Annotated in this window: 24 protein-coding genes and 1 pseudogene; 11 read left to right on the plus strand and 14 right to left on the minus strand. The window is 68.1% G+C overall.

What is annotated here, in order from left to right:
- Positions 1-7: 7 nt before the first annotated feature.
- The 7 genes from ubiM to ACIGFL_RS05400 all read right to left on the minus strand — a co-directional run bounded on the left by ubiM (position 8) and on the right by ACIGFL_RS05400 (position 7427).
- Positions 8-1180 (minus strand): 5-demethoxyubiquinol-8 5-hydroxylase UbiM, encoded by a 1173-nt coding sequence (ubiM, locus tag ACIGFL_RS05370; protein WP_397496374.1) that lies wholly within the window; start codon positions 1178-1180, stop codon positions 8-10.
- 280 nt (positions 1181-1460) lie between these two features.
- The gene (locus tag ACIGFL_RS05375) at positions 1461-2327 is read right to left on the minus strand and encodes a DUF6279 family lipoprotein (protein ID WP_397496375.1); all 867 of its coding nucleotides are present in this window, start codon (positions 2325-2327) and stop codon (positions 1461-1463) included.
- Positions 2328-2529: 202 nt separating this feature from the next.
- Entirely contained in the window at positions 2530-3231 is a 702-nt protein-coding gene (locus ACIGFL_RS05380) for an ABC transporter ATP-binding protein (RefSeq protein WP_021442915.1), read from the minus strand.
- 2 nt (positions 3232-3233) lie between these two features.
- The gene (gene livG, locus ACIGFL_RS05385; protein WP_021442916.1) at positions 3234-4001 is read right to left on the minus strand and encodes a high-affinity branched-chain amino acid ABC transporter ATP-binding protein LivG; all 768 of its coding nucleotides are present in this window, start codon (positions 3999-4001) and stop codon (positions 3234-3236) included.
- A complete protein-coding gene (locus tag ACIGFL_RS05390; protein ID WP_122107486.1) occupies positions 3998-5254 on the minus strand; it encodes a high-affinity branched-chain amino acid ABC transporter permease LivM in 1257 nt (418 codons plus the stop codon). The genes livG and ACIGFL_RS05390 overlap by 4 nt, the downstream gene beginning before the upstream one ends.
- Before the next feature lie 11 nt (positions 5255-5265).
- Entirely contained in the window at positions 5266-6189 is a 924-nt protein-coding gene (gene livH, locus ACIGFL_RS05395; protein ID WP_021442918.1) for a high-affinity branched-chain amino acid ABC transporter permease LivH, read from the minus strand.
- 116 nt (positions 6190-6305) lie between these two features.
- A complete protein-coding gene (locus ACIGFL_RS05400) occupies positions 6306-7427 on the minus strand; it encodes a branched-chain amino acid ABC transporter substrate-binding protein (protein WP_021442919.1) in 1122 nt (373 codons plus the stop codon).
- A gap of 295 nt (positions 7428-7722) precedes the next feature.
- On the opposite strand from ACIGFL_RS05400, the gene ACIGFL_RS05405 reads away from it, so the two are divergent.
- The 8 genes from ACIGFL_RS05405 (at position 7723) to ACIGFL_RS05440 (ending at position 14087) form a co-directional block, all read left to right on the plus strand.
- A complete protein-coding gene (locus tag ACIGFL_RS05405; protein ID WP_397496376.1) occupies positions 7723-8040 on the plus strand; it encodes a DUF2288 domain-containing protein in 318 nt (105 codons plus the stop codon).
- Positions 8041-8130: 90 nt separating this feature from the next.
- Positions 8131-8499 (plus strand): DUF5064 family protein, encoded by a 369-nt coding sequence (locus ACIGFL_RS05410; protein WP_122107484.1) that lies wholly within the window; start codon positions 8131-8133, stop codon positions 8497-8499.
- 27 nt (positions 8500-8526) lie between these two features.
- Positions 8527-9147 carry a LysE family translocator gene (locus ACIGFL_RS05415; RefSeq protein ID WP_397496377.1) on the plus strand — a complete coding sequence of 207 codons (621 nt, stop codon included), beginning with the start codon at positions 8527-8529 and terminating at the stop codon, positions 9145-9147.
- Positions 9148-9190: 43 nt separating this feature from the next.
- On the plus strand, positions 9191-10114 hold the full coding sequence (locus ACIGFL_RS05420; protein ID WP_397496378.1) for a LysR family transcriptional regulator: 924 nt from the start codon (positions 9191-9193) through the stop codon (positions 10112-10114).
- Complete coding sequence (locus tag ACIGFL_RS05425) at positions 10111-11001, plus strand: LysR substrate-binding domain-containing protein (protein ID WP_397496379.1); 891 nt, start codon at positions 10111-10113, stop codon at positions 10999-11001. The genes ACIGFL_RS05420 and ACIGFL_RS05425 overlap by 4 nt, the downstream gene beginning before the upstream one ends.
- A gap of 138 nt (positions 11002-11139) precedes the next feature.
- The gene (locus ACIGFL_RS05430; RefSeq protein WP_397496380.1) at positions 11140-11766 is read left to right on the plus strand and encodes a glutathione S-transferase family protein; all 627 of its coding nucleotides are present in this window, start codon (positions 11140-11142) and stop codon (positions 11764-11766) included.
- Between the two features lie 52 nt (positions 11767-11818).
- Complete coding sequence (locus ACIGFL_RS05435; protein ID WP_397496381.1) at positions 11819-13864, plus strand: pyridoxamine 5'-phosphate oxidase family protein; 2046 nt, start codon at positions 11819-11821, stop codon at positions 13862-13864.
- A 13-nt stretch (positions 13865-13877) separates the two neighbouring features.
- Complete coding sequence (locus ACIGFL_RS05440; protein ID WP_397496382.1) at positions 13878-14087, plus strand: hypothetical protein; 210 nt, start codon at positions 13878-13880, stop codon at positions 14085-14087.
- A gap of 131 nt (positions 14088-14218) precedes the next feature.
- On the opposite strand, the gene ACIGFL_RS05445 is transcribed toward ACIGFL_RS05440, so the two are convergent.
- Entirely contained in the window at positions 14219-15460 is a 1242-nt protein-coding gene (locus tag ACIGFL_RS05445) for an NADH:flavin oxidoreductase/NADH oxidase family protein (RefSeq protein ID WP_397496383.1), read from the minus strand.
- A gap of 80 nt (positions 15461-15540) precedes the next feature.
- Here ACIGFL_RS05445 and ACIGFL_RS05450 point away from each other — a divergent pair.
- A pseudogene (locus ACIGFL_RS05450) lies at positions 15541-16077 on the plus strand (acetoacetate decarboxylase (ADC)); the annotation flags it as partial.
- 67 nt (positions 16078-16144) lie between these two features.
- Here the strand turns inward: ACIGFL_RS05450 and ACIGFL_RS05455 are convergent.
- From ACIGFL_RS05455 to ACIGFL_RS05480, 6 genes are all read right to left on the minus strand, one after another.
- Complete coding sequence (locus ACIGFL_RS05455; protein ID WP_397496384.1) at positions 16145-16597, minus strand: MerR family transcriptional regulator; 453 nt, start codon at positions 16595-16597, stop codon at positions 16145-16147.
- Between the two features lie 161 nt (positions 16598-16758).
- Positions 16759-17238 (minus strand): VOC family protein, encoded by a 480-nt coding sequence (locus ACIGFL_RS05460; protein ID WP_397496385.1) that lies wholly within the window; start codon positions 17236-17238, stop codon positions 16759-16761.
- 91 nt (positions 17239-17329) lie between these two features.
- Complete coding sequence (phnE, locus tag ACIGFL_RS05465; protein ID WP_397496386.1) at positions 17330-18094, minus strand: phosphonate ABC transporter, permease protein PhnE; 765 nt, start codon at positions 18092-18094, stop codon at positions 17330-17332.
- Positions 18091-18918, minus strand: coding sequence for an ABC transporter permease (locus ACIGFL_RS05470; RefSeq protein ID WP_122107468.1), 828 nt, complete (start codon positions 18916-18918; stop codon positions 18091-18093). Before ACIGFL_RS05470 ends, phnE begins: the two co-directional genes overlap by 4 nt.
- A complete protein-coding gene (locus tag ACIGFL_RS05475; RefSeq protein ID WP_122107467.1) occupies positions 18912-19715 on the minus strand; it encodes a phosphonate ABC transporter ATP-binding protein in 804 nt (267 codons plus the stop codon). The genes ACIGFL_RS05470 and ACIGFL_RS05475 overlap by 7 nt, the downstream gene beginning before the upstream one ends.
- The gene (locus tag ACIGFL_RS05480) at positions 19712-20563 is read right to left on the minus strand and encodes a putative selenate ABC transporter substrate-binding protein (protein WP_397496387.1); all 852 of its coding nucleotides are present in this window, start codon (positions 20561-20563) and stop codon (positions 19712-19714) included. The genes ACIGFL_RS05475 and ACIGFL_RS05480 overlap by 4 nt, the downstream gene beginning before the upstream one ends.
- Positions 20564-20701: 138 nt before the next feature.
- Here ACIGFL_RS05480 and ACIGFL_RS05485 point away from each other — a divergent pair, with 138 nt between their 5' ends.
- The gene (locus tag ACIGFL_RS05485) at positions 20702-21592 is read left to right on the plus strand and encodes an NAD(P)-dependent oxidoreductase (RefSeq protein WP_397496388.1); all 891 of its coding nucleotides are present in this window, start codon (positions 20702-20704) and stop codon (positions 21590-21592) included.
- On the plus strand, positions 21589-22383 hold the full coding sequence (locus ACIGFL_RS05490) for a hydroxypyruvate isomerase family protein (protein WP_397496389.1): 795 nt from the start codon (positions 21589-21591) through the stop codon (positions 22381-22383). Before ACIGFL_RS05485 ends, ACIGFL_RS05490 begins: the two co-directional genes overlap by 4 nt.
- Positions 22384-22519: the final 136 nt, after the last annotated feature.

Raw genomic sequence — 22519 nt, forward strand, 5'->3', positions numbered from 1 at the left:
GCCTGGCTCAGGTGCGCGCCGTCAGGTGCCGGGCGATGCCGCTCTGCAACGGCCGCAGCCCCTGCGCCAGGCGCAGCCCGGCGCCGCGCAGCAGGCGCACGGGCAGGCGGTCGTCGGTGTACAGCTCCACCAGCAGATTGGTGGCCTGGTACAGCGGCCAGGTGGCCAGGCGCTGCCGGCGTTCGTAGCGCGCCAGCAGATCGCCCGCGCCGAGGTCCTGGCGCTTGTGCTGCGCGGCCAGCAGCAGTTCGCTCAGCCGCTGCACGCTGCCCAGGCCGAAGTTGAAGCCATGCGCGGTGACCGGATGCATGCCCACGGCGGCGTCGCCGATCAGCGCGCAGCGCCGGCCCACCATGCGCCGCGCGTAGGCGCCGATCAGCGGGTAGGCGTGGCGGCTGCTGACCAGCCGCATGGTGCCCAGGCGGCGCTCGAAGCGCCGTTCCATCTCCCAGGCGAAGGCCGTCTCGTCGAGCCCTTGCAGGCGTTCGATCTGCCGTGGTGGCAGGGTCAACACCACCGACGACTGGCGGCCATTGAGCGGCAGCAGGGCCAGGGTCTGGCCGTAGCCGAACCACTCCCAGGCCATCTGCTGGTGATCGCGCTCGTGCTGCATGCGGCACACCAGCATGCTCTTGCCGAAGTCCTTGAGCTGGGCGCCGATGCCGAGCTGGCGGCGGGTCTCCGAGAAGCGGCTGTCGGCAGCCACCAGCAGACGGGTTTTCAGTAACTGACCGTCCTCAAGAACCAGCTCCACCTCGCGTTCGCGCTGGCAGATGGCGCGCACGCTCGCCTCACAGCGCAATTGCACATCGGCGCATTCGCCCACGGCCTGGTAGGCGGCCCGGCGGATCGCCTGGTTGGCCACCAGATGCCCGAGGCGCTCGGCGCCGGCCTGCTCGGCGCGGATCTGCAGGGCGAACAGCGAGGGGCCGTCGAACACCTGGGCGTCGCGCAGCTCGGCGATGGCCTCGGCCGGCAGGCGCGCCCACAGGCCGAGGCGTTCGAGCAGCGCCTGCGAGGCCCGGGTCAGAGCGATCTCGCGCCCGTCGAAGGCCGGCGCTGCCAGCGCCTGCTCGGCCTGGCGCTCCAGCACCACGACGGCCAGGCCCTGGCCGGACAGGGCGCGGGCCAGGCACAAACCGGCCGGGCCGGCGCCGATGATGGCGACATCGAAGGTCATGCTGTTGCGCTCCGTGCGGATTCGGGAGCGAGTGAGTCTAGGCGGGGGCGTGGCGGCAAATATTGTCCCGGGTCATTCGAGCGGCGGTTTGCGCCATAGCCAAATCCTAGCCCGTGATCCGGAGGCGAACCCGCAGGCCGCCCCTCGTGGGTATGTCGCTCAATCAGTACGCACGGGCCCCCGGGGGAGGTGCTGTGGAAAACCGCGCAGCGTTTCCACATTCCCTTGCCGGGGGCATGGCGCTGCAGGGCAAGCTGGGCGTTGCCCACCCCAGGCCTTGTCAGCGATTGGCGACTGCCCGGTTTGCCTGACACTGCTGCTTCGCCAGGTCGGCGTGCAGGCCGTTCAGGCGCTGCCGCAGGCGGCTGAGCTGGGGCTCGTCGGCCTGGGCGAGCAGGTCGGCGAACAGGTCGACCAGCGCCCGGCGACTGGTCGCATAGCTGGCCTGGTAGGCCTCGGTATGGAAGCGCTCGCGCTGTTGCAGCAGCGCGCGCATGCGCGCCTCGAACGCCTCGCCGCGACGCACCTCGAGGGTTTCGCGCAGCGCCTGTTGCCAGGCCAGGCGGTTGTCCAGCCAGACCCGGTTCTGCGCCCCCAGGCTGGCGGCCCAGGCCTCGACGCGGGCGGTCTGCGTGGCGCTCAAGTTGCCGAACCAGGGCTGCAGGCGCTGGTTCATGCGCTCGGCGCGTTGGGCGATCTGCTGCGGTAGCGGCGGTTCGACAAATTCCTCGCGCAGCTTGGCGTTCTGCTCGTCCAGCGCCTCGAACAGCTGCTCGACCTGGCGCGGGCTCAGGCCGCGCAGCAGCTGCACGCTGCTCGGGGTGATTTCCACGGCGATGCGCTGCAGGGCCTGGTCGAAGGCCTGCAGCTGCGCGGCCAGCGCCTCGCTGTCGGGGGCGTCCAGCAGCGCCTGGTTGGCCTCCAGCCAGTCGAGGTAGCGCGGCAGCTCGACGCGGCAATGCCAGGCCAGGTGCTGCTGTACTTGCGGCTTGAGCCAGGCGCGCTGCTGCTCGTCGAGCGCCAGGTAGTCGTCCAGTTTCCACGGTATCAGCCAGTCCAGATTGCGGTAGGCCAGGTCGACCCGGCTGCAGGCGCCGAGCAGCAGGGCCAAGGCCAGCAGCAGAAGCAGGGGCTTGCGCAGCGACATGAGCGTGCTCTCTCGAGGGCGGAGACCTTGAGCCTAATGCCAGACGGGCAGGGCGCAAGAGGGCGGAAATATCCGCTTAAGAGTTCAGCGTTTCCTAGGGTGTGTCGCGCACCGGGCATTCGTCGCCCGCGTTGTGGCGCAGGGCGCTCCCTACAGAATAAAAAACCGCCCCGAAGGGCGGTTCCGCTTGCATCGGCCGGGTTCAGCCGCCGAGGTAGGCGTCGCGTACCTTGGGGTCGCTGAGCAGGTCGCTGCCGCTGCCCTGCATGACGATATGGCCGTTCTCCAGCACATAGCCACGGTCGGCCAGCTTCAGCGCCTGGTTGGCGTTCTGCTCGACCAGGAAGATGGTCACGCCGTCTTTGCGCAGCTGTTCGATGATGTCGAAGATCTGCTGGATGATGATCGGCGCCAGACCCAGCGACGGTTCGTCGAGCAGCAGCAGCTTGGGCTTGCTCATCAGCGCACGGCCGATGGCGAGCATCTGCTGCTCGCCGCCGCTCATGGTGCCGGCGCGCTGGGCGAAGCGTTCCTGCAGGCGCGGGAACAGTTGCAGGACCTTGTCCAGCTGCTCCTGGTTGTCGCCCTTGCTGCCGAAGAAGCCGCCCATGGCCAGGTTTTCCTCGACGGTCAGGCGGGCGAACACGCGGCGGCCTTCCGGCACCACCGCGATGCTCTTGCGCATGATGTCCGGCGTGTCCATGCCGACCAGTTCCTCGCCCATGTAGCGGATGCTGCCGCTGGTGGCGCGCGGGCTGCCGCACAGGGTCATCAGCAGGGTCGACTTGCCGGCGCCGTTGGCGCCGATCAGGGTGACGATCTCGCCTTTCTGTACCTCGATGCTGACCTCGTGCAGGGCCTGGATCTTGCCGTAGAAGGTGGAGACCTTGTTGAAACTGAGCATGGTTAGGCTTCCCCCAGGTAGGCTTTGATCACGTCCGGATTGTTGCGGATCTGCTCCGGCGTACCGTCGGCCAGGGGGGTGCCCTGGTTGATCACGTAGATGTGGTCGGAAATGCTCATCACCAGCTTCATGTCGTGCTCGATCAGCAGCACGGTGACGCCGTGCTCGTCGCGCAGCACGCCGATCAGCTGCTTGAGGTCCTCGGTTTCGCGCGGGTTGAGACCGGCGGCCGGCTCGTCGAGCATCAGCAGGCGCGGGCGGGTCATCATGCAGCGGGCGATTTCCAGGCGGCGCTGCTGACCGTAGGCCAGGGTGCCGGCCGGGCGGTTGGCGAACTCGGTGAGGTTGACCCGCTCCAGCCAGTGCGCGGCGAAGTCCATCGCCTCGCGTTCGCTCTTGCGAAACGCCGGGGTCTTGAACAGGCCGGACAGGTAGTTGGTGTTGAGGTGGCGGTGCTGCGCCACCAGCAGGTTCTCCACCGCGGTCATGTCCTTGAACAGACGCACGTTCTGGAAGGTGCGCACCACGCCCTTGCGCGCGATCTTGTGGCCCGGCAGGCCCTCGATCTGCTCGCCGTCGAGGCGGATGCTGCCGCCGGTGGGCTGGTAGAAACCGGTCAGGCAGTTGAACACCGTGGTCTTGCCGGCGCCGTTCGGGCCGATCATCGAGACCACCTGTTTTTCCTTGACGCTCAGGCCCACCTCGTTGACGGCCAGCAGGCCGCCGAAGCGCATGGTGAGGCCGCTTACTTCGAGAATCGCGCGGCTCATTGCTTCAACTCCAGGTGGGGACGCTGCATGGGCAACAGGCCCTGCGGACGCCAGATCATCATCAGCACCATCAGGGCGCCGAACATCAGCATGCGGTATTCGTTGAACTCCCGCGCCAGTTCCGGCAGCAGGATCATGACGATGGCCGCGAGGATGATCCCCAACTGCGAACCCATGCCGCCGAGCACCACGATGGCGAGAATGATCGCCGACTCGATGAAGGTGAACGACTCCGGCGACACTAGGCCCTGGCGCGCGGCGAAGAAGCTGCCGGCGAAACCGGCGAAGCTGGCGCCGATGGTGAAGGCCGAGAGCTTGATCACGGTGGGGTTCATGCCCAGCGCGCGGCAGGCGATCTCGTCCTCACGCAGCGCTTCCCAGGCGCGGCCGATCGGCATGCGCAGCAGACGGTTGATCACGAACAGGGTCAGCAGCACCAGCAGCAGGGCGATCAGGTAAAGGAAGATCACCTTGTTCACCGAGTTGTAGGCGATGCCGAAGTACTCGTGGAAGGTCTGCATGCCCTCGGCGGCGCGGCGGTCGAAGGACAGGCCGAACAGGGTCGGCTTGTCGATGCCGCTGATGCCGTTGGGGCCGCCGGTGAGCTCGGTCATGTTGCGCAGCAGCAGACGGATGATCTCGCCGAAGCCCAGGGTGACGATGGCCAGGTAGTCGCCGCGCAGGCGCAGCACCGGGAAGCCGAGGATGAAGCCGAAGAACGCCGCCATCAGGCCGGCGATCGGCAGGCACACCCAGAAGCCCAGGCCGTAGTAGTGCGACAGCAGCGCGTAGCTGTAGGCGCCGACGGCGTAGAAGCCGACGTAACCCAGGTCGAGCAGACCGGCCAGACCCACCACGATGTTCAGGCCGAGGCCGAGCATCACGTAGATCAGGATCAGCGTGGCGATGTCCACCGCGCCGCGCGAACCGAAGAACGGCCAGGCCAGGGCGACCAGGATCAGGCCCATGATCGCCCAGCGCTGGGTCGAGGGCAGGGTGAGGAAGTTGCTCGCCTTGCTCGGCATGCTCGGCAGCTTGGGCGCGTGGGCCCAGGCGGCGCCGAGCTGGGTTCGGAACAGTTGCCAGAAGAACATGGCGATGGCGCAACCGGCGATGGTCCACAGCACGGCCGGGCTGGCACCCTGCACCTGCAGCTTGATGCCGACGGTGGTCAGCTTCAGGCCGAGCACCGGGTAGGCCACGGCCAGCACCAGCAGGGCGCTGAAGAAGGCGGTCTTGAGGCGATTGCTCATGGAGGGCGCACTCATACTTTTTCAACCTCCGGACGGCCGAGGATGCCGGTCGGGCGGAACAGCAGCACCAGCACCAGCAGGCTGAAGGCCACCACGTCCTTGTACTGGTCGCCGAAGATGTCGGCGCCGAAGGCTTCGGCCACGCCCAGTACCAGGCCGCCGAGCACGGCGCCGGGGATGCTGCCGATGCCGCCGAGCACCGCGGCGGTGAACGCCTTGATCCCGGCGAGGAAGCCCAGGTGCGGGTTGATCACGCCGTACTGCATGCCCAGCAGCACCGCGGCCACGGCGGCCAGGGTGGCGCCGATGACGAAGGTCAGGGCGATGATGTTGTTGGTGTTGATGCCCAGCAGGTTGGCCATCTTCAGGTCTTCGGCGCAGGCGCGGCAGGCGCGGCCGAGGCGCGAGCGGGAGATGAACATGCTCAGGCCGACCATCACCACGAAGGTGACGACGAAGATCAGCACCTGCATGTAGGAGATGACCACGCCGTTCATGGCGCTTTCACCGAAGATGAAGTTGCCCGGCAGCAGGTTGGGAATGGCCTTGTCCTTGGAGTCCTGGGCCAGCAATACCTCGTTCTGCAGGAAGATCGACATGCCGATCGCGGAGATCAGCGGGATCAGGCGGTTGCCGCCGCGCAAGGGGCGGTAGGCCACCCGTTCGATGCTGTAGCCGTAGGCGCTGGCGACGATGATGCTGGCGGAGAACGCCGCGATCATCACGATGGGCAGGCTGTCGAGACCGAACATGGCGAGTCCGGCGATTACGATGAAGGCTACGTACGAGCCAATCATGTAAACCTCGCCATGGGCGAAGTTGATCATGCCGATGATGCCGTAGACCATGGTGTAGCCGATGGCGATCAGGGCATAGGTACTGCCAATGGTGAGTCCATTGATCAGCTGTTGAAGGTAGTGGTAAAGATCAGGCATTGCCTAACTCCTGGGCCCTGCGTAAAGCGGCGCTTGTGACGCAGCGCAAGACCGGAATTCTTCTAATAAACAAAGCCCACTGCGGCTGCAGTGGGCTTTGGGTTCAGGCGGGACTGTTACTTGGCTTCGGACTTGGTGCCGTCCTGGTGCCATTCGTAGACCACGAAGCTGAAGTCCTTCAGATCGCCCTTCTCGTCGAAGGCGAGGGTGCCGGTCGGGGTGTCGAAGCTGTTGGCGCGCAGGGTTGCGGCCACTTCGGCGGTGTCGGTGCTGCCGGCTTTCTCGATGGCTTCGGCAATCACCTGCACGGCGGCATAGGCCGGGAACACGAACGGGCCGCTCGGGTCTTCGTTCTTGGCCTTGAAGGCTTCGACCAGCGCCTGGTTCTTCGGATCCTGGTCGAAGGACTTCGGCAGGGTCACCAGCAGGCCTTCGGAGGCCGGGCCGGCGATGGCCGAGATTTCCTTGTTACCCACACCTTCCGGGCCCATGAACTTGACGTCCAGACCCTTCTCCTTCGACTGGCGCAGCAGCAGGCCCAGTTCCGGGTGGTAGCCGCCGTAGTAGACGAAGTCGACGCCGGCTTGCTTGAGCTTGGCGATCATCGCGGAGAAGTCCTTGTCGCCGGCGTTGATGCCTTCGAACAGGCCGACCTTGATGCCCTTGCCTTCCAGGGTCTGCTTGACCGCGGTGGCGATGCCTTCGCCGTACTGCTGCTTGTCGTGAATCACGGCGACGTTCTTCGGCTTGATGCTGTCGGCGATGAAGTTGCCGGCAGTCGGGCCCTGCAGGCTGTCCAGGCCGATGGTGCGGAACACCAGTTCATAGCCGCGCGCGGTGATGTCCGGGCTGGTGGAGGCCGCGGTGATCATCAGGATGCCTTCGTCTTCGTAGATGTCGGAGGCCGGTTGAGTGGAGCTGGAGCAGAGGTGGCCGACCACGTAGGAGATGCCGTCGTTGACGATCTTGTTGGCCACGGCGACGGCCTGTTTCGGGTCGCAGGCATCGTCGTAGACCACGCCTTCGAGCTGGGCGCCGTTCACCCCGCCGGCCTTGTTGATCTGCTCGATGGCCATCTTGGCGCCGATGAATTGCATCTCGCCGTACTGCGCCACGGCACCGGTCACCGGACCGGCCAGGCCGATCTTGATGGTGTCGGCTGCCATCGAATAGCTGGCCGCCCCCGCCAGAGCCATTGCCGCAAACAGTTTGGAAATCTGCTTAGTAGCCTTGTTCATGAGTGCTCCACTCTTATGTTTTTCGTTGTTGTAGTTCTTGCGGCCGAAGCTGCAGAACCGGGTCCGTTACCCCGGTCATGCCCCCGGCAACTGTACCGGAACAGTGTAGAGCGCGGATTTGCGCCTTGAAAAGCCGGCAGCTGGAGGCGAATCGCGGGGGTGTCGCTAAATTGCAAGGTATGTACAGAAAAACGGCGTGTCCCCAGTCGCTCAGCGAGCGTCCCGCGGTTGCCTGAAGAGTTGCCGGCGCTATCATTGCGCGCCTGCACTCATCGCCATCGACACGGGGCACACCATGACGGATCAATCTAGCACCCTCTATGCCAAGCTGCTTGGCGAAACCGCGCCGATTCGCTGGCAGGAACTGCAACCCTTTTTCGCCCGGGGTGCACTGCTCTGGGTCGAGGGCAGCGAGGATCTGGTGGCGATCGCCGAGGCCGTGGCCAGCAACGACCAGGCGCGGGTCGCCGAGCTAATGGCCCGGGGCCTGCTCGGCAAGCTGGAGGATGCCCGCGCCGAGGACCTGCTGGCGCGCGACCCGCAGCTGTGGGCGGTGGTGGTGGCGCCCTGGGTACTGGTGCAGGAGCGGGCGACGGCCGCCAGCGTGCACTGAAACGGCGCGCTGCAGCGGCGCGATAGCCGGTCTAGACTGTCTCGGCGTTCCCGCGCGGAACGCTCAGACCCGTTACTAAGGAGTGGTGCCATGTTCGAACCCGGTCACCTGCATCGCCGCAATCCGCCCGGTATGGCCGGGCAGCCGAGCTATTCCATCGACTTCTATTACGAGGTGCGCCAGGACCCCAAGGAAGGCGCCATGCTGCACGGTCGCCTGGTCGGCGAGATCGACGGCAAGGCCTTCGAGGAAGTGTTCGAGATGCACCGCGACACCGCCTTCAACTTCGCCAGCGTGATCTCCCGGCTGGTGGTCAAGCACGGCCTGCACGCCAACGCCAGCCCGATCATGCGCGGGCACAAGGAATACGACGCCATCTTCGAGGACATCCGCAGCAAGCTGCACGCCAAGCCGGGCGAGGCGGTGAACCTCGATCATCTGGAGCAGGACGGGCTCTGAGCACCTACTGGCCGAGCGTTGTTCTTCATGCCCATCGCCGAGAACCTGATCGCCTTCACCCTCGCCGCCGCGCTGCTGACCCTGACGCCGGGCATCGACACCGCGCTGGTGCTGCGCACCACCGCGGTCGAGGGACGCCGGCAGGCGTTGCGCGCGGCGCTGGGCATCAACGCCGGCTGCCTGCTGTGGGGCGCGGCGGTGGCCTTCGGCCTGGGCGCGCTGCTGGCGGTTTCCGAGTTCGCCTACAACCTGCTCAAGTATTGCGGCGCGGCCTATCTGGCCTGGCTAGGGCTGAACCTGCTGCTGCGCCCGCGCAGCTCGCTGGCCCTCGCGCAGGCGAGCGGCAAACCCGACGCCAACTGGTTTCTGCGCGGCCTGCTGGGCAACCTGCTCAACCCCAAGGTGGGGATCTTCTACGTCTCCTTCCTGCCGCAGTTCATCCCCCAGGGCCAACCCCTGATCGCCTGGACCTTCGTTCTGGTGGGCATCCATGTGGCGCTCGGCCTGATCTGGGCGCTGGCGCTGATCGGCGCCACCGAGCCGCTCGGCCACTGGCTGCGGCGCGCGGCGGTGATCAGGTGGCTGGATCGCAGCACCGGGCTGATCTTCGTGCTGTTCGCCGCGCGCCTGGCCTTGAGTCGACGCTGAAGCGCTATCCTGTGCCCTCGCGACCAAGAACCAGGCGGTGACGATGGACCGGTTTCAGGAAATGCGGGTGCTGCTGGCGGTGACCGAGGCCGAGAGCTTCGCCGGCGGCGCCAAGCTGCTGGGCATCTCGCCGCCCAGCGTGACCCGCGCGGTCGCCGCGCTGGAGGCGCGTCTCGGCACCCTGCTGCTGGCGCGCAGCACGCGCAGCCTGCGCCTGACCGAAGCTGGCCAGCGCTATGTCGAGGACTGCCGGCGCATCCTGCTGGAGCTGGAGGAGGCCGAGGAGCTGGCCGCCGGCGGTAGCGTGCGCCCGCGCGGGCGGCTTACCGTGACCGCGCCGGTGATGTTTGGCGAGCTGTTCCTGATTCCACGCATCGCCCAGTACCTCGACACCCACCCGGACGTGGAGGTCAATGCGCTGCTGGTCGACCGCGTGGTGAACATGCTGGAGGAGGGCATCGACGTCGCCGTGCGCATCGGCTCGCTGCCCGAGGGCGATCATCCGGCGCTGCAGGTCGGGCAGATCCGCCCGGTGGTATGTGCCGCGCCGGCCTTTCTCGAGCGCGTCGGCCGCCCGCGTCATCCGGATGAGTTGCGCGATGCGCCCATCGTCATGTCCAGCGCCAGCAACCTGCTGTCGCACTGGCAGTTCATCGGCGCCGACGGGCCCTTCGGTTTCATGCCGCGTCCACGCTTTACCGTCAGCTCCAACCAGGCGGCGATCGGCGCCGCACGCCTGGGCTGGGGCTACACCCGCGTGCTGTCCTACCAGGTGGCCGAGGCGGTGGCGCGCGGCGAGATCGAACTGGTGCTCGAAGCCTTCGAACCACCGGCCCTGCCGGTGCACATCATTCACCAGGGCGGGCGCCAGGTGTCGGCCAAGGTGCGCACCTTCGTCGACCACTGCGCCGCCAGCTTTCGCGCCGATCCGGCCCTGCGCGCGGCCGGCGCACCACCCGCAGCATGAGCCATCACCGCGAAATGCAGGTGTTCCTCGCCGTGGCGCAGGCCGGCAGCCTGGCGGCGGCCGCCAGGGCGCTGCAGCTGTCGCAGGCCACGGTGATGCGTACCGTTGCTGCGCTGGAGAGCCGTCTGGACAGCACCCTGCTGTTGCGCGGTCCGCGCGGCGTCAGCCTGAGCCCGGCGGGTGCGGCTTTCGCCGACAGCTGCCAGCGCATCCTGCAGCGGGTGGAGGAGGCCGAGCGCTCCGTGACGGGGCTGCACGCCAGCCCCGCCGGGCAACTGACCCTGGCCCTGCCGCTGCTGATGACGCATCAGGTGCTGATGCCGATTGCCGTCGACTACCTGGCGGCCTTTGCCGAGATGAGCCTGACCACCCTGGCGCACGAGGAGCCGCCCAGGCTGCTGGAGGAGGATATCGACCTTGCCGTGGTGGTCGGCCATCTACCCAGTTCGTCCGGCTTCGCCGTACCGCTGGGCCAGGTCCGGCCGCTGGTCTGTGCCGCCCCGGCCTACCTGGCGCGTCGGGGCCGGCCGGTCAGCCCGGACGACCTGCCGGCGCACCGCACCATCGCCACTTCCTCGACCGGCCATGCCGGCGAATGGCGCTTCGCCGAAGGCCCGATCAAGCTCGCCCCGCGGCTGATCTGCAGCACGCCGCAGGCGGCCATCCGCGCCGCGCTGGCCGGTTTCGGCCTGACCCGCTGCCTGAGTTACGAGGCCCATCAGGAGTTGCAGACTGGGCAACTGCTAACGGTGCTGGAGGACTTCGCCGCAGCGCCCGTACCGGTGCAGCTGTATTACCGCGAGGGGCGCCGGGCGGCCGCACGGGTGCGCAGCTTCCTCGACTTCGCCGTGCCGCGTCTGCGCGCCCATCCGGCCTTTCAGGCCTGAATTGATTGCAGAGAGTGAAATAGTGGATTGCCAATAGTGGTGATTCTTCTCCAGGTTGGATGGGGCGAATATGGCCCCCATCGTCGCGCAGGCCAGTCGTCTCGCGCGGAACCACGCCAACCTCGAAGGAGTCGTCGCATGTCCCGTCCCGCCATCAAGCTGTACAACTTTCCCCGTTCCGGTCACGCCCACCGCGCCGAGCTGATGCTGTCGCTGCTGCAGCTGCCCACCGAGCTGATCTTCGTCGATCTGGCCAAGGGCGCGCACAAGACGCCGGAGTTCCTTGCACTCAACCCTTTCGGCCAGGTGCCGGTGATCGATGACGGCGGCACCATCATCGCCGACTCCAACGCCATCCTCGTCTACCTGGCCAAGCGCTACGGCAACGACGACTGGCTGCCGCAGGAGCCGGCCGCCGCCGCCCGTGTGCAGCGCTGGCTGTCCGTGGCGGCCGGTCCGGTGGCCTTCGGCCCCGCCGCTGCGCGCCTGGTCACCGTGTTCGGCTACTCGTTCAACAGCGAAGAAGTGATCAACCGCGCCCACGCCCTGTTCACCCTGATGGAGGGCGAGCTGAGCGACAGCCCGTTCCTGACCGGCGACAAGCCGAGCATCGCCGATGTCGCCAACTACTCCTATATCGCCCATGCGCCGGAGGGCAACGTCTCGCTGGAGCCCTATCCGAACATCCGCGCCTGGCTGGCACGCATCGAGGCGCTGCCGGGTTTCGTGCCGATGCCGCGTACCGCTGCCGGCCTGCAAGCCTGATACGCAAATGCTGCCGGGCATACCGGCAGCACCTTTTGAAGGAGGGCGCAGCATGCAACAGCTTCCCCGTCATCGGCAGTCGCCCTGGCATGCCGGTGAAAAGCGACTGCAGGAACAGGTCGGCGTCGCCGAACGCATGGAGGTGCTCGGGCAGAAGGTGATCCGCGACCATATGCCGGACCAGCATCGCGACTTCTACCGGCAACTGCCGTTCATGATCGTCGGCGCCGTGGATGCTGCCGGCCAGCCCTGGGCCACCCTGATCGAAGGCGAGGAGGGCTTCGTCGGCTCGCCCGACCCGCGTCAGTTGTCGTTCGATCTGGCCGCCATGGCGCTCGATCCGCTCGATCCGGCTACCCGTGGACTGCATGCGGGCGATGCCATCGGCCTGCTCGGCATCGAGCTGCACACGCGGCGGCGCAATCGCATCAATGGGCATGTCCGCCAGGCCTCGGCGCAGCGCCTGGAGATCGACGTGGAGCATTCCTTCGGCAACTGCCCGCAGTACATCCAGCTGCGCCAGTACCGCCGCGTACACCAGCGTGGCATCGAGCGCCTGGATGCGAGCGAACTGGATGCGCGCAGCGCCGAGATGATCGGCAGCGCCGATACCTTCTTCGTCGCCAGCTACGTCGAGCACGACGATGGCCGTCGTTCGGTGGACGTCTCGCACCGTGGCGGGCGCGCCGGTTTCGTGCGGGTGGAGGGCAAGCGCCTGACCATCCCCGACTACGCCGGCAACCTGCACTTCAATACCCTGGGCAACCTCAGCGTCAATCCGCGCGCCGGGCTGCTGTTCGTCGACTTCGCCACGGGCGACGTGCTGCAACTGGCTGGCCGCGCCGAGATCATCCTCGACAGCCCGCTGATCCAGGCCTTCGAAGGCGCCGAGCGGTTGTGGACCTTCGACGTCGAGCAGGTGGTGCTGCGCCCGGCGGCGGCTTCGCTGCGCTGGGACTTCCATGAGTACGCGCCGACCAGCCTGATGACCGGCACCTGGGCGCAAGCCGATGCGCGCCTGCGCGAGCGTGAGCAGCGCAATCAGTGGCAGCGCTGGCGTGTACAGAGTGTGCAGCAGGAAAGCAGCGATATCCGCTCCTTCGTGCTGGCGCCGGAGCAGGGCGCCGCGCCGGGCTTCGCCGCCGGTCAGCATCTACCCGTTCGCATCGCCAGCGCCAGCGGTGAACCCCTGCTGCGTACCTACAGCCTGTCCAGCGCGCCGTCGGATGGCTTCCTGCGTATCAGCGTCAAGGCGCAAGGCCGGGTGTCGCGGCATCTGCACGAGCAGGTCCGGGTCGGCGATGTGCTGGAGGTACGCCCGCCGCTGGGCAGCTTCACCCTCAACAGCGACACCCATCGGCCGCTGGTGCTGATCGGCGCCGGCGTCGGCATCACGCCGCTGCTGTCGATGCTGCGCGAACAGGTGGCGCTGGGGCAGGGCAGGCGCATCCATTTCTTCCAGGGCGCACGCACGCTGGCCGACCTGCCGTTCCAGGCCGAGTTGCGCGAGCTGGTGCAACGTGCCGATGGCCTGCTCCACATCCACCGAGCCCTCAGTGCACCGGGCAGCGATGCCGTGCTCGGGCGCGACTACGAGCAGCACGGGCGCCTCGACCTGGCGCAGATCAAGGCGGCCCTGGCGTTCGACGACCATGACTTCTACCTGTGCGGCCCGGCAGCCTTTACCCAGGCGATCTACGATGGCCTGCGCGAGCTGAGCGTCGCCGACGCGCGCATCCACGCCGAGGCGTTCGGCCCCTCGACGCTCAAACGCCGCACGGACGGCCAGGTAGCGACCTTGGTGCAGCCGCCAGCGGCAACCGAGCCGGTGCCGGTGTACTTCAGCGCGTCGAGCAAGGAAGCGCGCTGGACGCCGGGCAGCGGCAGCCTGCTGGAGCTGGCGGAAAGCCGCGGCCTGGCGCCCGGGTTCAGCTGCCGTGGCGGTTCCTGCGGCACCTGCAGCACGCGCCTGCTCAGCGGCCAGGTGCACTACCCGAATCCGCCCGCCGAACTGCCGCAAGACGACAGCGTGCTGATCTGCTGCGCCGTGCCGGCGCAGAGCGAAAGCGGCACGCAGCCGCTGGTGCTGGATCTCTGAGGAGGCAGGCGAGATGAACGGGCAAACCCATCCCACTCCCACCTGGCGCGACAGCGCCCAGGCCATGCGCCACTCGTACTGTGCTCAGAGCGAGGTCGAGGCCGGGTATCTGCTGCCGCAACTGCTGGTTTCGGCGGAAATGCCGACGTGCCGATCCTCCGTTTCGGCATCGACGCGCTTATGGCGATGGCTGGCCGGGGGCAGCGCCAGTGCGCTGTCGTAGGGCGCGCGGTGTGTTCCACCCATAAGCTCGCTGGCGGTGCGCACGACGCACGCTGCGGGCCAGTAAGCGCCGGACCATTGCGAGCCGGCTCAGAGGCGCGATTGCCATAACCAGCCGCCTGGGACGGCCTGTTAGCCATTGGCCAGTCCGCGCCGCGCCATCCAGCGACGGTACTGACGGGAGCGCCGTATATCGTTCAGCTGCTGCTGGAGCAGCGCCCACAGCGGCGATACCTGCGGGTGGGTGTCGCGGCCCTGGCTCAGCTTGCGCAGCTGGTGCTTGACCACGGCCATATTGGCCAGCGACGCCAGCACCTTGTTGCCCCAGGTGATCGGCGGCAGCTGCGGCGCGTTGTGCTGCCCGCGCTGCCAGTCGCGCGGCAGGTTGGGGTCGATGGCCAGGGCCGTGCCGATGCCGACCATCTCGACGCCGCTGGCCAGCACCTGCTCGGCGACGGGCGCACGGCGGATGCCGCCGGTGACCATCACCGGCATGCTCGCCAGCGCACGAATCTCGCGGGCGAACTCCAGAAAATAGGCCTCGCGGGCCAGGGTGCTGCCGTCGCGGGCCTCGCCCTGCATGGCCGGCGCCTCGTAGCTGCCGCCGGACAGTTCGACCAGGTCCACCTTCAGCTCGCCCAGCAGCCTGACCACCTGCTGCGCGTCGTCGGCGCTGAAGCCGCCGCGCTGGAAATCCGCCGAGTTGAGCTTGACCGCCACCGCGAAGCCTGGCGCCACCTCGGCGCGCACCGCCTTGACGATCTCCAGCAGCAGGCGCGCGCGGTTTGCCAGTGAACCGCCCCATTGGTCGCTGCGCCGGTTGGTCAGCGGCGAGAGGAACTGGCTGAGCAGGTAGCCGTGCGCCGCGTGGATCTGCACGCCGCTGAATCCGGCCCGTTCGGCGAGGCGGGCGGTGCGGACGAAGCGCGCTATCGCCTCGTCGATCATCGCCTGGGTCATCGCCAGCGGGGTGGCGAAGCGCTTGGACAGCTTGCCCAGCTCCAGCGCCACCGCCGAGGGTGCCCAGGTCGGCTGGCCGAGGTTGGCCTGCATCTGCCGGCCGGGGTGGTTGATCTGCAGCCAGAACTGCGCGCCCTGGGCACGACCGATGCGCGCCCAGTGCTCGAACCTGGCCAGCTGCGCATCGTCCTCCAGCACCACGCCGCCCGGGCCGGTCATGGCGCGGCTGTCGACCATCACGTTGCCGCTGATCAGCAGGCCGGCGCCGCCCTCGGCCCAGGCCTGGTAGAGGCGCATCAGCTGTTCCGACGGCGCATGCTCGGCGTCCGCCATGTTCTCCTCCATCGCCGCCTTGGCGATGCGGTTGGGGATGGTCGAGCCATTGGGCAGGACAAGGGGGGCGAACAGGTTCATGGGGCGCTTCCTCGGCTGAAAGTGAGGCGACCTTAACCTTTAAGCTCACTTTAATGTCAATGGGCATTTGCCCGCGATTCGCCCTGTCCATCGTCACCAACAAGCCCGGCAACGCCAACCTGGGGCCGATCAGCCTGGTCGGCCAGTCGCTGTCCAAGGACTTCTGGGGCCAGGTGCTCAAGCTGCCGGTCAATACCGAGCTGGCGCGGGTGCGGGGCGTGGTCGGCTACAACCTGCCGAAGTGGTTGACCACCATCGATTGTCGCGAGACCGACAAGCGCCTCGTCTTCGAGATCGCCGACAGCGAAACCGGCAGGCTCGACCTCGTCTTCGAGGTGGAGAAGCTCGCCGAGCTGTCCAACGAACCCGAACTGGTGACCAACAGCTTCATCAATATCGGCCACGACGGCGATCTGGCCTATGGCTACGCCGTTTCCCGGCAGCTGCGCCATGCCTCCAACTCGAACGCGGATTCGGTGAGCCTCAAGCTCGGCGATGGCAGTCTGTCGAGCTACATCGAGTCGCTGCAGCTGGGCAGGATGATGAAGGACGCATACGTGCCGGACTTCCAGAGCGCGCTCCATGCGCCCGAGCCCCTGGCGCAGATGCCGCGGTGAAAGGTTGGGCGGGCCGTGCGCCAGCCATCAACGGCTGGTGCGCGGCGCACCCCAGGTGATTGCAGCCTCAGGCGCGCTGGCCGGTTTTGCCGGCGCGTTTGGGCATCTCGCTGGTCTCGCCCAGGTTCATCTTCGACAGCACCCGCTTGGCGTTGGCCGCGCAGTCGAGGTCGTCCGGTTTGCTTTCGATTTCGTCGATCAACGCCAGCAGGTGCGTCTTGCTCTGCGCCAGGCGTTGCTCCAGCGCCTCGATGTCATGCACCTTGGCGTGCAGGGTGTCGAGCAGCTTGCCGTGCTCCCACTGCGACAGGTCCTGCGGCAGCAGCGTGCGCAGCTCGTCGAGGCTGAAGCCGGCCTGCTGCGCCGTGGTGATCAGGTTCAGCACCAGCACGGCCTCCTGCGGATAGCTGCGATAACCGTTGGCCTGCCGCTCCACCAGCCTGAGCAGGCCGATGCTTTCGTAGAAGCGAATGCGCGAAGCCGCAAGGCCGGTGCGCTGCGCCAGTTCGCCGATTTTCATAGCTGTGCTGCCCCCTGTGCTGCAAGCCGGTTAAAGGTTTAAGCCTAACTTTAACCTTTAACTCGGCAACCGGCGGCACTGGCTCGCAAGGCTGCCAGCTCGTGCCTTTGCTCCGCGGGCGCGTCCTGGTTGTCCGAACGCACGGCGCCAAACGCCGGGACTCAAGACTTCAGCGCCGCCTCGATCTGCGCGATCTCGATCTTGCTCATGCCCATCATGGCCTCGAACGCACGCTTGGCCGCCGCGCGATCGGGGCTGGAGATGGCGGCGGTGAGGACGCGCGGGGTGATCTGCCAGGAGATGCCCCATCTGTCCTTGCACCAGCCACAGGCGCTGGCCTGGCCGCCGTGGTCGATGATCGCGTGCCACAGGCGATCCGTCTCGGCCTGGTCGTCGGTCGCGACCTGGAAGGAGAAGGCCTCGTTGTGCTGGAACGCCGGGCCGCCATTGAGGCCGAGGCAGGGGATGCCCATCACCCTGAACTCCACCGTCAGCACATCGCCCTGCTTGCCGGCGGGGTAGTCGCCGGGGGCGCGATGCACGGCCAGCACGGCGCTGTCCGGGAAGGTCTCGGTATAGAAGGTCGCCGCCTCCAGCGCGTCGCGGTCGTACCAGAGGCAGATGGTGTTCTTGCTGGTCATCCTGAGTCTCCCGCCATGGGTTGAGACTCAGGAGTCTAGACGGCAGTGGGGCGCTGATCCGGTGCGACCGATCTGCAGTGTTCGCGCGTCGTCAGGCGCTGACCCATCTCTGCCGCGCCCAGCCACTCAGGCCATCGACCGCCAGCACCAGCACCAGCATGGCGAGGATCACCGTGGCCGCCTGGGCTTCCTGGAACAGGCTGAGCGACACGTAGAGCATCTGCCCCAGGCCACCGGCGCCGACGAAGCCGAGCACGCTGGCCATGCGGATGTTGTTCTCCCAGCGGTACAGCGTATAGGCCACCAGTTGCGGCCAGACGCCGGGCAGGGTGCCGTAGCAGAAGGCATTGATGCGCCCGCCGCCGCTCAGGCGGATGGCTTCGGCCGGTTCGCGCGGGGTGTTTTCCAGCGCCTCGGCGAACAGCCGGCCGAGCACGCCGGCGGTGTGCAGGGCCAGGGCCAGGGTGCCGGCGTTGGGGCCGAGGCCGGCGGCCAGCACCATCAGCGCGGCCCACACCAGTTCGGGGATGGCACGCAGGGCGTTGAGCAGCAGGCGTGTGGCATGCAGGGCAAAGCCGCCGAAACGCCCGGCGGCCGGCAGCGCCAGTGCCAGGCCGAGCAGGGCGGCGAGCAGGGTGCCGATGGCGGACATGGCCAGGGTTTCCAGGGCGCCGCGGCCAATGGCCTGCAGGTGCGCGGCGGAGAAGTCCGGTTGCATAAAGCCGCCGGCGTACCTGGCCATCTGCGCCAGGCTGTCGCCGCCGACCAGGCCGGCCAGGTCGATGCCCAGGTAGAGGAAGGAAGCGATCACCGCGGCGATCAGGGCGGCGAGCAGAATCAGGTTGCCGGTTCTCATAGCAGCCTCGCGCGCAGCAGGCGGCTGAGCTGGTCGGCCAGCAGCACCAGGGCGAGGAACACCAGCAGCATGCTGGCCACCTCGCCGCCGGCGAACATGCGCATCGACAGGTCGATCTGCTGGCCGAGGCCGCCGGCGCCGACGAAGCCCATCACCACCGAGGCGCGGATCGCGCATTCCCAGCGGTACACGGTGTAGGACAGCATCTCTCCCGCGGCATTGGGCAGCACGCCGTAGGCGAAGGCGCTCAGGCGGCCACTGCCGGCCAGCAGCAGGGCGCGGCTGGGGCGGGCGTCGACCGACTCGAAGATTTCCGCGTAGACCTTGCCGAGCATGCCGGCGTAGGTGATGGCGATGGCCAGCACCCCGGCGGTGGGACCGAGGCCGACGGCGCGGACGAACAGCAGTGCCCAGACGATCTCCGGCACGCTGCGCAGGAAGATCAGCAGGCCGCGCACCGGCCAGCGCGCGAGATTCGCCCACCAGGCCGGACGGCCGCCGCGGTGCAGCGCCGACAGCGACAGCGCGCGGCTGGCCAGCAGGGCCGCGGGCAGGGCGATCAGCAGCGCCAGGCTCATGCCGGCGGTGGCGATGGCCAGGGTTTCCAGGGTGGCGCGGCCGAGCAGGGCGAGGAACTCGCCGTCGTGCGCCGGCGGCCAGAAGTCGGCAAGGAAGTTGCCCATGCTGCGGGCGTTGTCGCCGTCGAACAGCACGCCCAGGTTCAGCTCGCTCAAGCCGAGCCCCGGCCACAACAGCAGCAGCGCCAGCAGGGTGATCAGCAGCCGCGGCAGGGCGGCTGGGTCGCGCGGGGAGCGGCTCAGCATCGCGGGATCTGTACCGTGAGCGGCTGCACCGGCAGCGAGGCCGGCAGCGGCTGCAGTTGTTCGTTGGCGTACAGCGCCTCCAGCGCCGCCGGCTCGATGGCCGCCGGCGGCAGGTCGAAGACGATGCGCCCGTCGCGCAGGCCGATCACCCGCGGGAAATGTGCCAGGGCCAGCTCCACCGCGTGCAGGCTGGCCAGCAGGGTCATGCCGCGGCTGGCCGCCTCCTGGTTGAGCACCGCCAGGGTGTGGCCGGCCAGCACCGGGTCCATGGCCGACACCGGCTCGTCGGCGAGGATCAGCTGTGGCGCCTGGTACAGCACGCGGGCGATGCCGACCCGTTGCAGCTGGCCGCCGGACAGCTGGTCGCAGCGCTGGAACAGCTTGTCGGCGATATCCAGGCGCGCCAGGGCGGCCTGGGCGCCGGCGGCGTCGAGCGGGTGCAGCAGGTTGAGCAGGCCCTTGGCCAGCGGCCACTGGCCGAGCTTGCCGGCCAGCACCGCGGTGACCACCCGTTGCCGCGGCGGCAGAGGCGGTGCCTGGTGGATCAGCCCGATGCGCGCGCGCAGGCGTTGGCGGGCGCGGTTGCCGAGGCGCCAGGGATCTTCGCCGAGCAGTTCGAGCTGGCCGCTGCTGGGCGCCAGGTTGCTCGCCAGCAGGCGCAGCAGGCTGGTCTTGCCGGCGCCCGAGGGGCCGATGATGGCCACCCGTTCGCCGGGTGCCAGGCTCAGGTCGATGCCGTCGAGCGCGCGCGTGCCGTCGGCGTGGGTCAGGCCCACGCCGCGCAGGGCGATGCTCACTTCAGCAGGCCGGCGGCGCGAGCGGCTTCCTCGATGCCGGCGTAGTTCTCGACCTTGGTCTCGATAAAGCGGCTGGCGGCCTGCAGCTCGAGGATGGCCTTGTGCTCGGGGTTGGCCGGGTCGAGGGCGAGGAAGGCGGCCTTGATCTTGCCCTGCAGCGCGGCGTCGAGGTTGCCGCGCACGGTCCAGTTGTAGTCGTAGTAGGGCGGGGTGGTGGCGATCACCTTGACCTTGTCGACGTCGACCTTGCCGGCGGCGACCAGCTTGTCCCACACGCTGGCGTTGAGCACGCCGCCGTCGGCCTTGCCGGCCTGGACCCAGGCGGCGGTGGCGTCGTGGGCGCCGGAGTAGGCGATGCGGCTGAAGAAGTCTTCCGGCTTGATGCCGTCTTTGAGCATGAAGTAGCGCGGCATCAGGCTGCCGGAGGTGGAGGACACCGAGCCGAAGGCGAAGGTCTTGCCCTTGAGGTCCTGCAGCGATTTCACCGCCGGGTCGGCGCTGATGATCTTGCTGGTGAACTGCTCGTCCTCGGCGCGCTGCACCAGGGGTACGGCGTTGCCGGTCTTCAGGCGCGTCTGTACGAAGGTGAAGCCGCCCAGCCAGGCCATGTCGACGCGGTCGGCGGCCAGCGCCTCGACCACTGCGGCGTAGTCGGCCACCGGGACGAATTCGACTTTCATCTCCAGCTGCTGTTCGAGGTAGGCGCCCAACGGCTTGAACTTGCGCAGCAGTTCGGTGGGGGCTTCGTCGGGGATGGCCGAGACCTTGAGGACCTCGGCGGCCTGGGCGAAGACGGCGGAAACGGACAGGGCGAGGCCGGCGGCGAGCGCCAGGGTGTGCTTGAGCATGACGGGTTCTCCGGTTCAATAGCGGGGAAAGCGCGCGGAGTATAGTGAGCCGAGGGCCAGGATGCAGCAGGCTTGCGCTGCCGCCGGCCTGACTCTGTGGTTAAGATGGCGTTTTTCCCCTGTTTCAGGAGCTGCTCGATGACCGCTACGCTGCCCGCCCTGGCCTTCGCCGGGATCGGCCTGATGGGCCTGCCGATGACCCGCCGCCTGCTCGCCGCCGGCTACCCGCTGACCCTGTGGAATCGCTCGCCGGACAAGTGCGCGCCACTGCTGGCGCAGGGCGCGCACCGGGTGGAGACGCCGGCCGAGCTGTGCCGCGAGGCCAACGTGGTGATGCTCTGCCTGGCCAACACCGAGGTGGTGCGCGAGGTGGTGTTCGGCCCCGGCGGCATAGTCGAGGGCGCGCGGCCCGGCCAGCTGCTGGTGGATTTCTCCAGCCTGGAGCCGGCCGCCACCCGCGAGATGGCGGCGGAGCTTCAGGCGCGCACCGGCATGCGCTGGGTCGATGCTCCGGTGTCCGGCGGCACCCCCGGCGCCGAGGCCGGCACCCTGGCGATCATGGCCGGCGGCCGCGAGGAGGATGTGGAGCGGGTGCGGCCGATTCTCGCCCACCTGGGCCAGCGCCTGACGCGCATGGGCGAGGTGGGCGCCGGCCAGGTGACCAAGGTGTGCAACCAGATGATCGTCGCCTGCAACGCCCTGGTGATCGCCGAGGTGGTGGCCCTGGCGGAGAAGGCCGGGGTCGACGCCAGCCTGATCGCGCCGGCGCTGGCCGGCGGTTTCGCCGACTCCAAGCCGCTGCAGATCCTCGCCCCGCAGATGGCCGAGAGCCGCTTCGAGCCGGTCAAGTGGCACGTGCGCACCCTGCTCAAGGACCTCGACACCGCGGTCAAGCTGTCGCGCGAGCAGGGCAGCGCCACGCCGATGAGCGGCCTGGCGGCGCAGCTGATGCGCCTGCATGGCAGCCAGGGCAATCTGCAGCGCGACCCGGCCACTCTGGTCGAGCTGCTGCGCGGGAGCGAGGCATGAAGATCGCCGCCAACCTGTCGCTGCTGTTCACCGAGCTGCCGCTGCGCGAGCGTATCCAGGCCGCCGCGGCGGCCGGTTTCGACGGCGTGGAGATCCAGTTTCCCTACGAGCTGCCGGCCATCGCTCTGCAGGAGGCGCTGGCGCGTGCCGGCCTGCCCTTGGTGCTGATCAACCTGCCGGCCGGCGACCTGATGAGCGGCGGCGCTGGCCTGGCCGCGGTGCCGGCGCGTCAGGCCGAGTTCGACGCCGCCCTGCAGCAGGCGCTGACCTACGCCGCCATGGCGCGCCCGGCCTGCGTCAACGTGCTGCCCGGGCGCCTGGCCGCGGGCGTCAGCCGCGAGCAGGCACTGGATTGCCTGGTCGCCAACCTGCGCCAGAGCGCCGAGGCCTTCGCCCTGCTCGGCATCCGCGTGCTGGTGGAGGCGATCAACCCCATCGACATGCCGGGGTTCCTGATCAACACCCCTCAGCAGCTGGACGAGCTGCTGCGCGCGGTGAATCACCCGAATCTCGCGGCGCAGTACGACCTCTACCATATGGCCCGTCAGGCGCTGGACCTGGTCGCCGGCATGCGCCTGTTGGCCGGGCGCATCGGCCATGTGCAGTTCGCCGACTGCCCCGGCCGCGGTGCGCCGGGCACCGGCGAGCTGGCCTTCCCGGCGTTGCTGCGTGCGCTGCGCGAGAGCGGCTACGGCGCTTGGCTGGGGGCGGAGTACAAGCCGGGCGAGGCGGGTACCCAGGCCAGCCTGGGCTGGTTGCAGCCGTTCAGGGAGTACGCGGGCGGTGTTTGACTGGCGCTTTTCCGCGTCGCGGCTAAAGCCCCTCCCACCGTATCTGTGCCGCTGATGTAGGAGACGCTTCAGCGGCGAGCTTTTTGGCTCGGCGCGTTTCGGTCGATAGGACGGAGCCCGGATGCACTCCGGGGAT

The organism is Pseudomonas sp. NPDC077649 (assembly GCF_044542855.1).
In the GTDB taxonomy this organism is placed as follows: domain Bacteria; phylum Pseudomonadota; class Gammaproteobacteria; order Pseudomonadales; family Pseudomonadaceae; genus Aquipseudomonas.

Bases quoted from the DNA above. Each gene is read 5' to 3' on its own strand.
- ubiM (WP_397496374.1), bottom strand. From the start codon at position 1,180: ATGACCTTCGATGTCGCCATCATCGGCGCCGGCCCGGCCGGTTTGTGC.
- ACIGFL_RS05375 (WP_397496375.1), bottom strand. From the start codon at position 2,327: ATGTCGCTGCGCAAGCCCCTGCTTCTGCTGCTGGCCTTGGCCCTGCTG.
- ACIGFL_RS05380 (WP_021442915.1), bottom strand. From the start codon at position 3,231: ATGCTCAGTTTCAACAAGGTCTCCACCTTCTACGGCAAGATCCAGGCC.
- livG (WP_021442916.1), bottom strand. From the start codon at position 4,001: ATGAGCCGCGCGATTCTCGAAGTAAGCGGCCTCACCATGCGCTTCGGC.
- ACIGFL_RS05390 (WP_122107486.1), bottom strand. From the start codon at position 5,254: ATGAGCAATCGCCTCAAGACCGCCTTCTTCAGCGCCCTGCTGGTGCTG.
- livH (WP_021442918.1), bottom strand. From the start codon at position 6,189: ATGCCTGATCTTTACCACTACCTTCAACAGCTGATCAATGGACTCACC.
- ACIGFL_RS05400 (WP_021442919.1), bottom strand. From the start codon at position 7,427: ATGAACAAGGCTACTAAGCAGATTTCCAAACTGTTTGCGGCAATGGCT.
- ACIGFL_RS05405 (WP_397496376.1), top strand. From the start codon at position 7,723: ATGACGGATCAATCTAGCACCCTCTATGCCAAGCTGCTTGGCGAAACC.
- ACIGFL_RS05410 (WP_122107484.1), top strand. From the start codon at position 8,131: ATGTTCGAACCCGGTCACCTGCATCGCCGCAATCCGCCCGGTATGGCC.
- ACIGFL_RS05415 (WP_397496377.1), top strand. From the start codon at position 8,527: ATGCCCATCGCCGAGAACCTGATCGCCTTCACCCTCGCCGCCGCGCTG.
- ACIGFL_RS05420 (WP_397496378.1), top strand. From the start codon at position 9,191: ATGGACCGGTTTCAGGAAATGCGGGTGCTGCTGGCGGTGACCGAGGCC.
- ACIGFL_RS05425 (WP_397496379.1), top strand. From the start codon at position 10,111: ATGAGCCATCACCGCGAAATGCAGGTGTTCCTCGCCGTGGCGCAGGCC.
- ACIGFL_RS05430 (WP_397496380.1), top strand. From the start codon at position 11,140: ATGTCCCGTCCCGCCATCAAGCTGTACAACTTTCCCCGTTCCGGTCAC.
- ACIGFL_RS05435 (WP_397496381.1), top strand. From the start codon at position 11,819: ATGCAACAGCTTCCCCGTCATCGGCAGTCGCCCTGGCATGCCGGTGAA.
- ACIGFL_RS05440 (WP_397496382.1), top strand. From the start codon at position 13,878: ATGAACGGGCAAACCCATCCCACTCCCACCTGGCGCGACAGCGCCCAG.
- ACIGFL_RS05445 (WP_397496383.1), bottom strand. From the start codon at position 15,460: ATGAACCTGTTCGCCCCCCTTGTCCTGCCCAATGGCTCGACCATCCCC.
- ACIGFL_RS05455 (WP_397496384.1), bottom strand. From the start codon at position 16,597: ATGAAAATCGGCGAACTGGCGCAGCGCACCGGCCTTGCGGCTTCGCGC.
- ACIGFL_RS05460 (WP_397496385.1), bottom strand. From the start codon at position 17,238: ATGACCAGCAAGAACACCATCTGCCTCTGGTACGACCGCGACGCGCTG.
- phnE (WP_397496386.1), bottom strand. From the start codon at position 18,094: ATGAGAACCGGCAACCTGATTCTGCTCGCCGCCCTGATCGCCGCGGTG.
- ACIGFL_RS05470 (WP_122107468.1), bottom strand. From the start codon at position 18,918: ATGCTGAGCCGCTCCCCGCGCGACCCAGCCGCCCTGCCGCGGCTGCTG.
- ACIGFL_RS05480 (WP_397496387.1), bottom strand. From the start codon at position 20,563: ATGCTCAAGCACACCCTGGCGCTCGCCGCCGGCCTCGCCCTGTCCGTT.
- ACIGFL_RS05485 (WP_397496388.1), top strand. From the start codon at position 20,702: ATGACCGCTACGCTGCCCGCCCTGGCCTTCGCCGGGATCGGCCTGATG.
- ACIGFL_RS05490 (WP_397496389.1), top strand. From the start codon at position 21,589: ATGAAGATCGCCGCCAACCTGTCGCTGCTGTTCACCGAGCTGCCGCTG.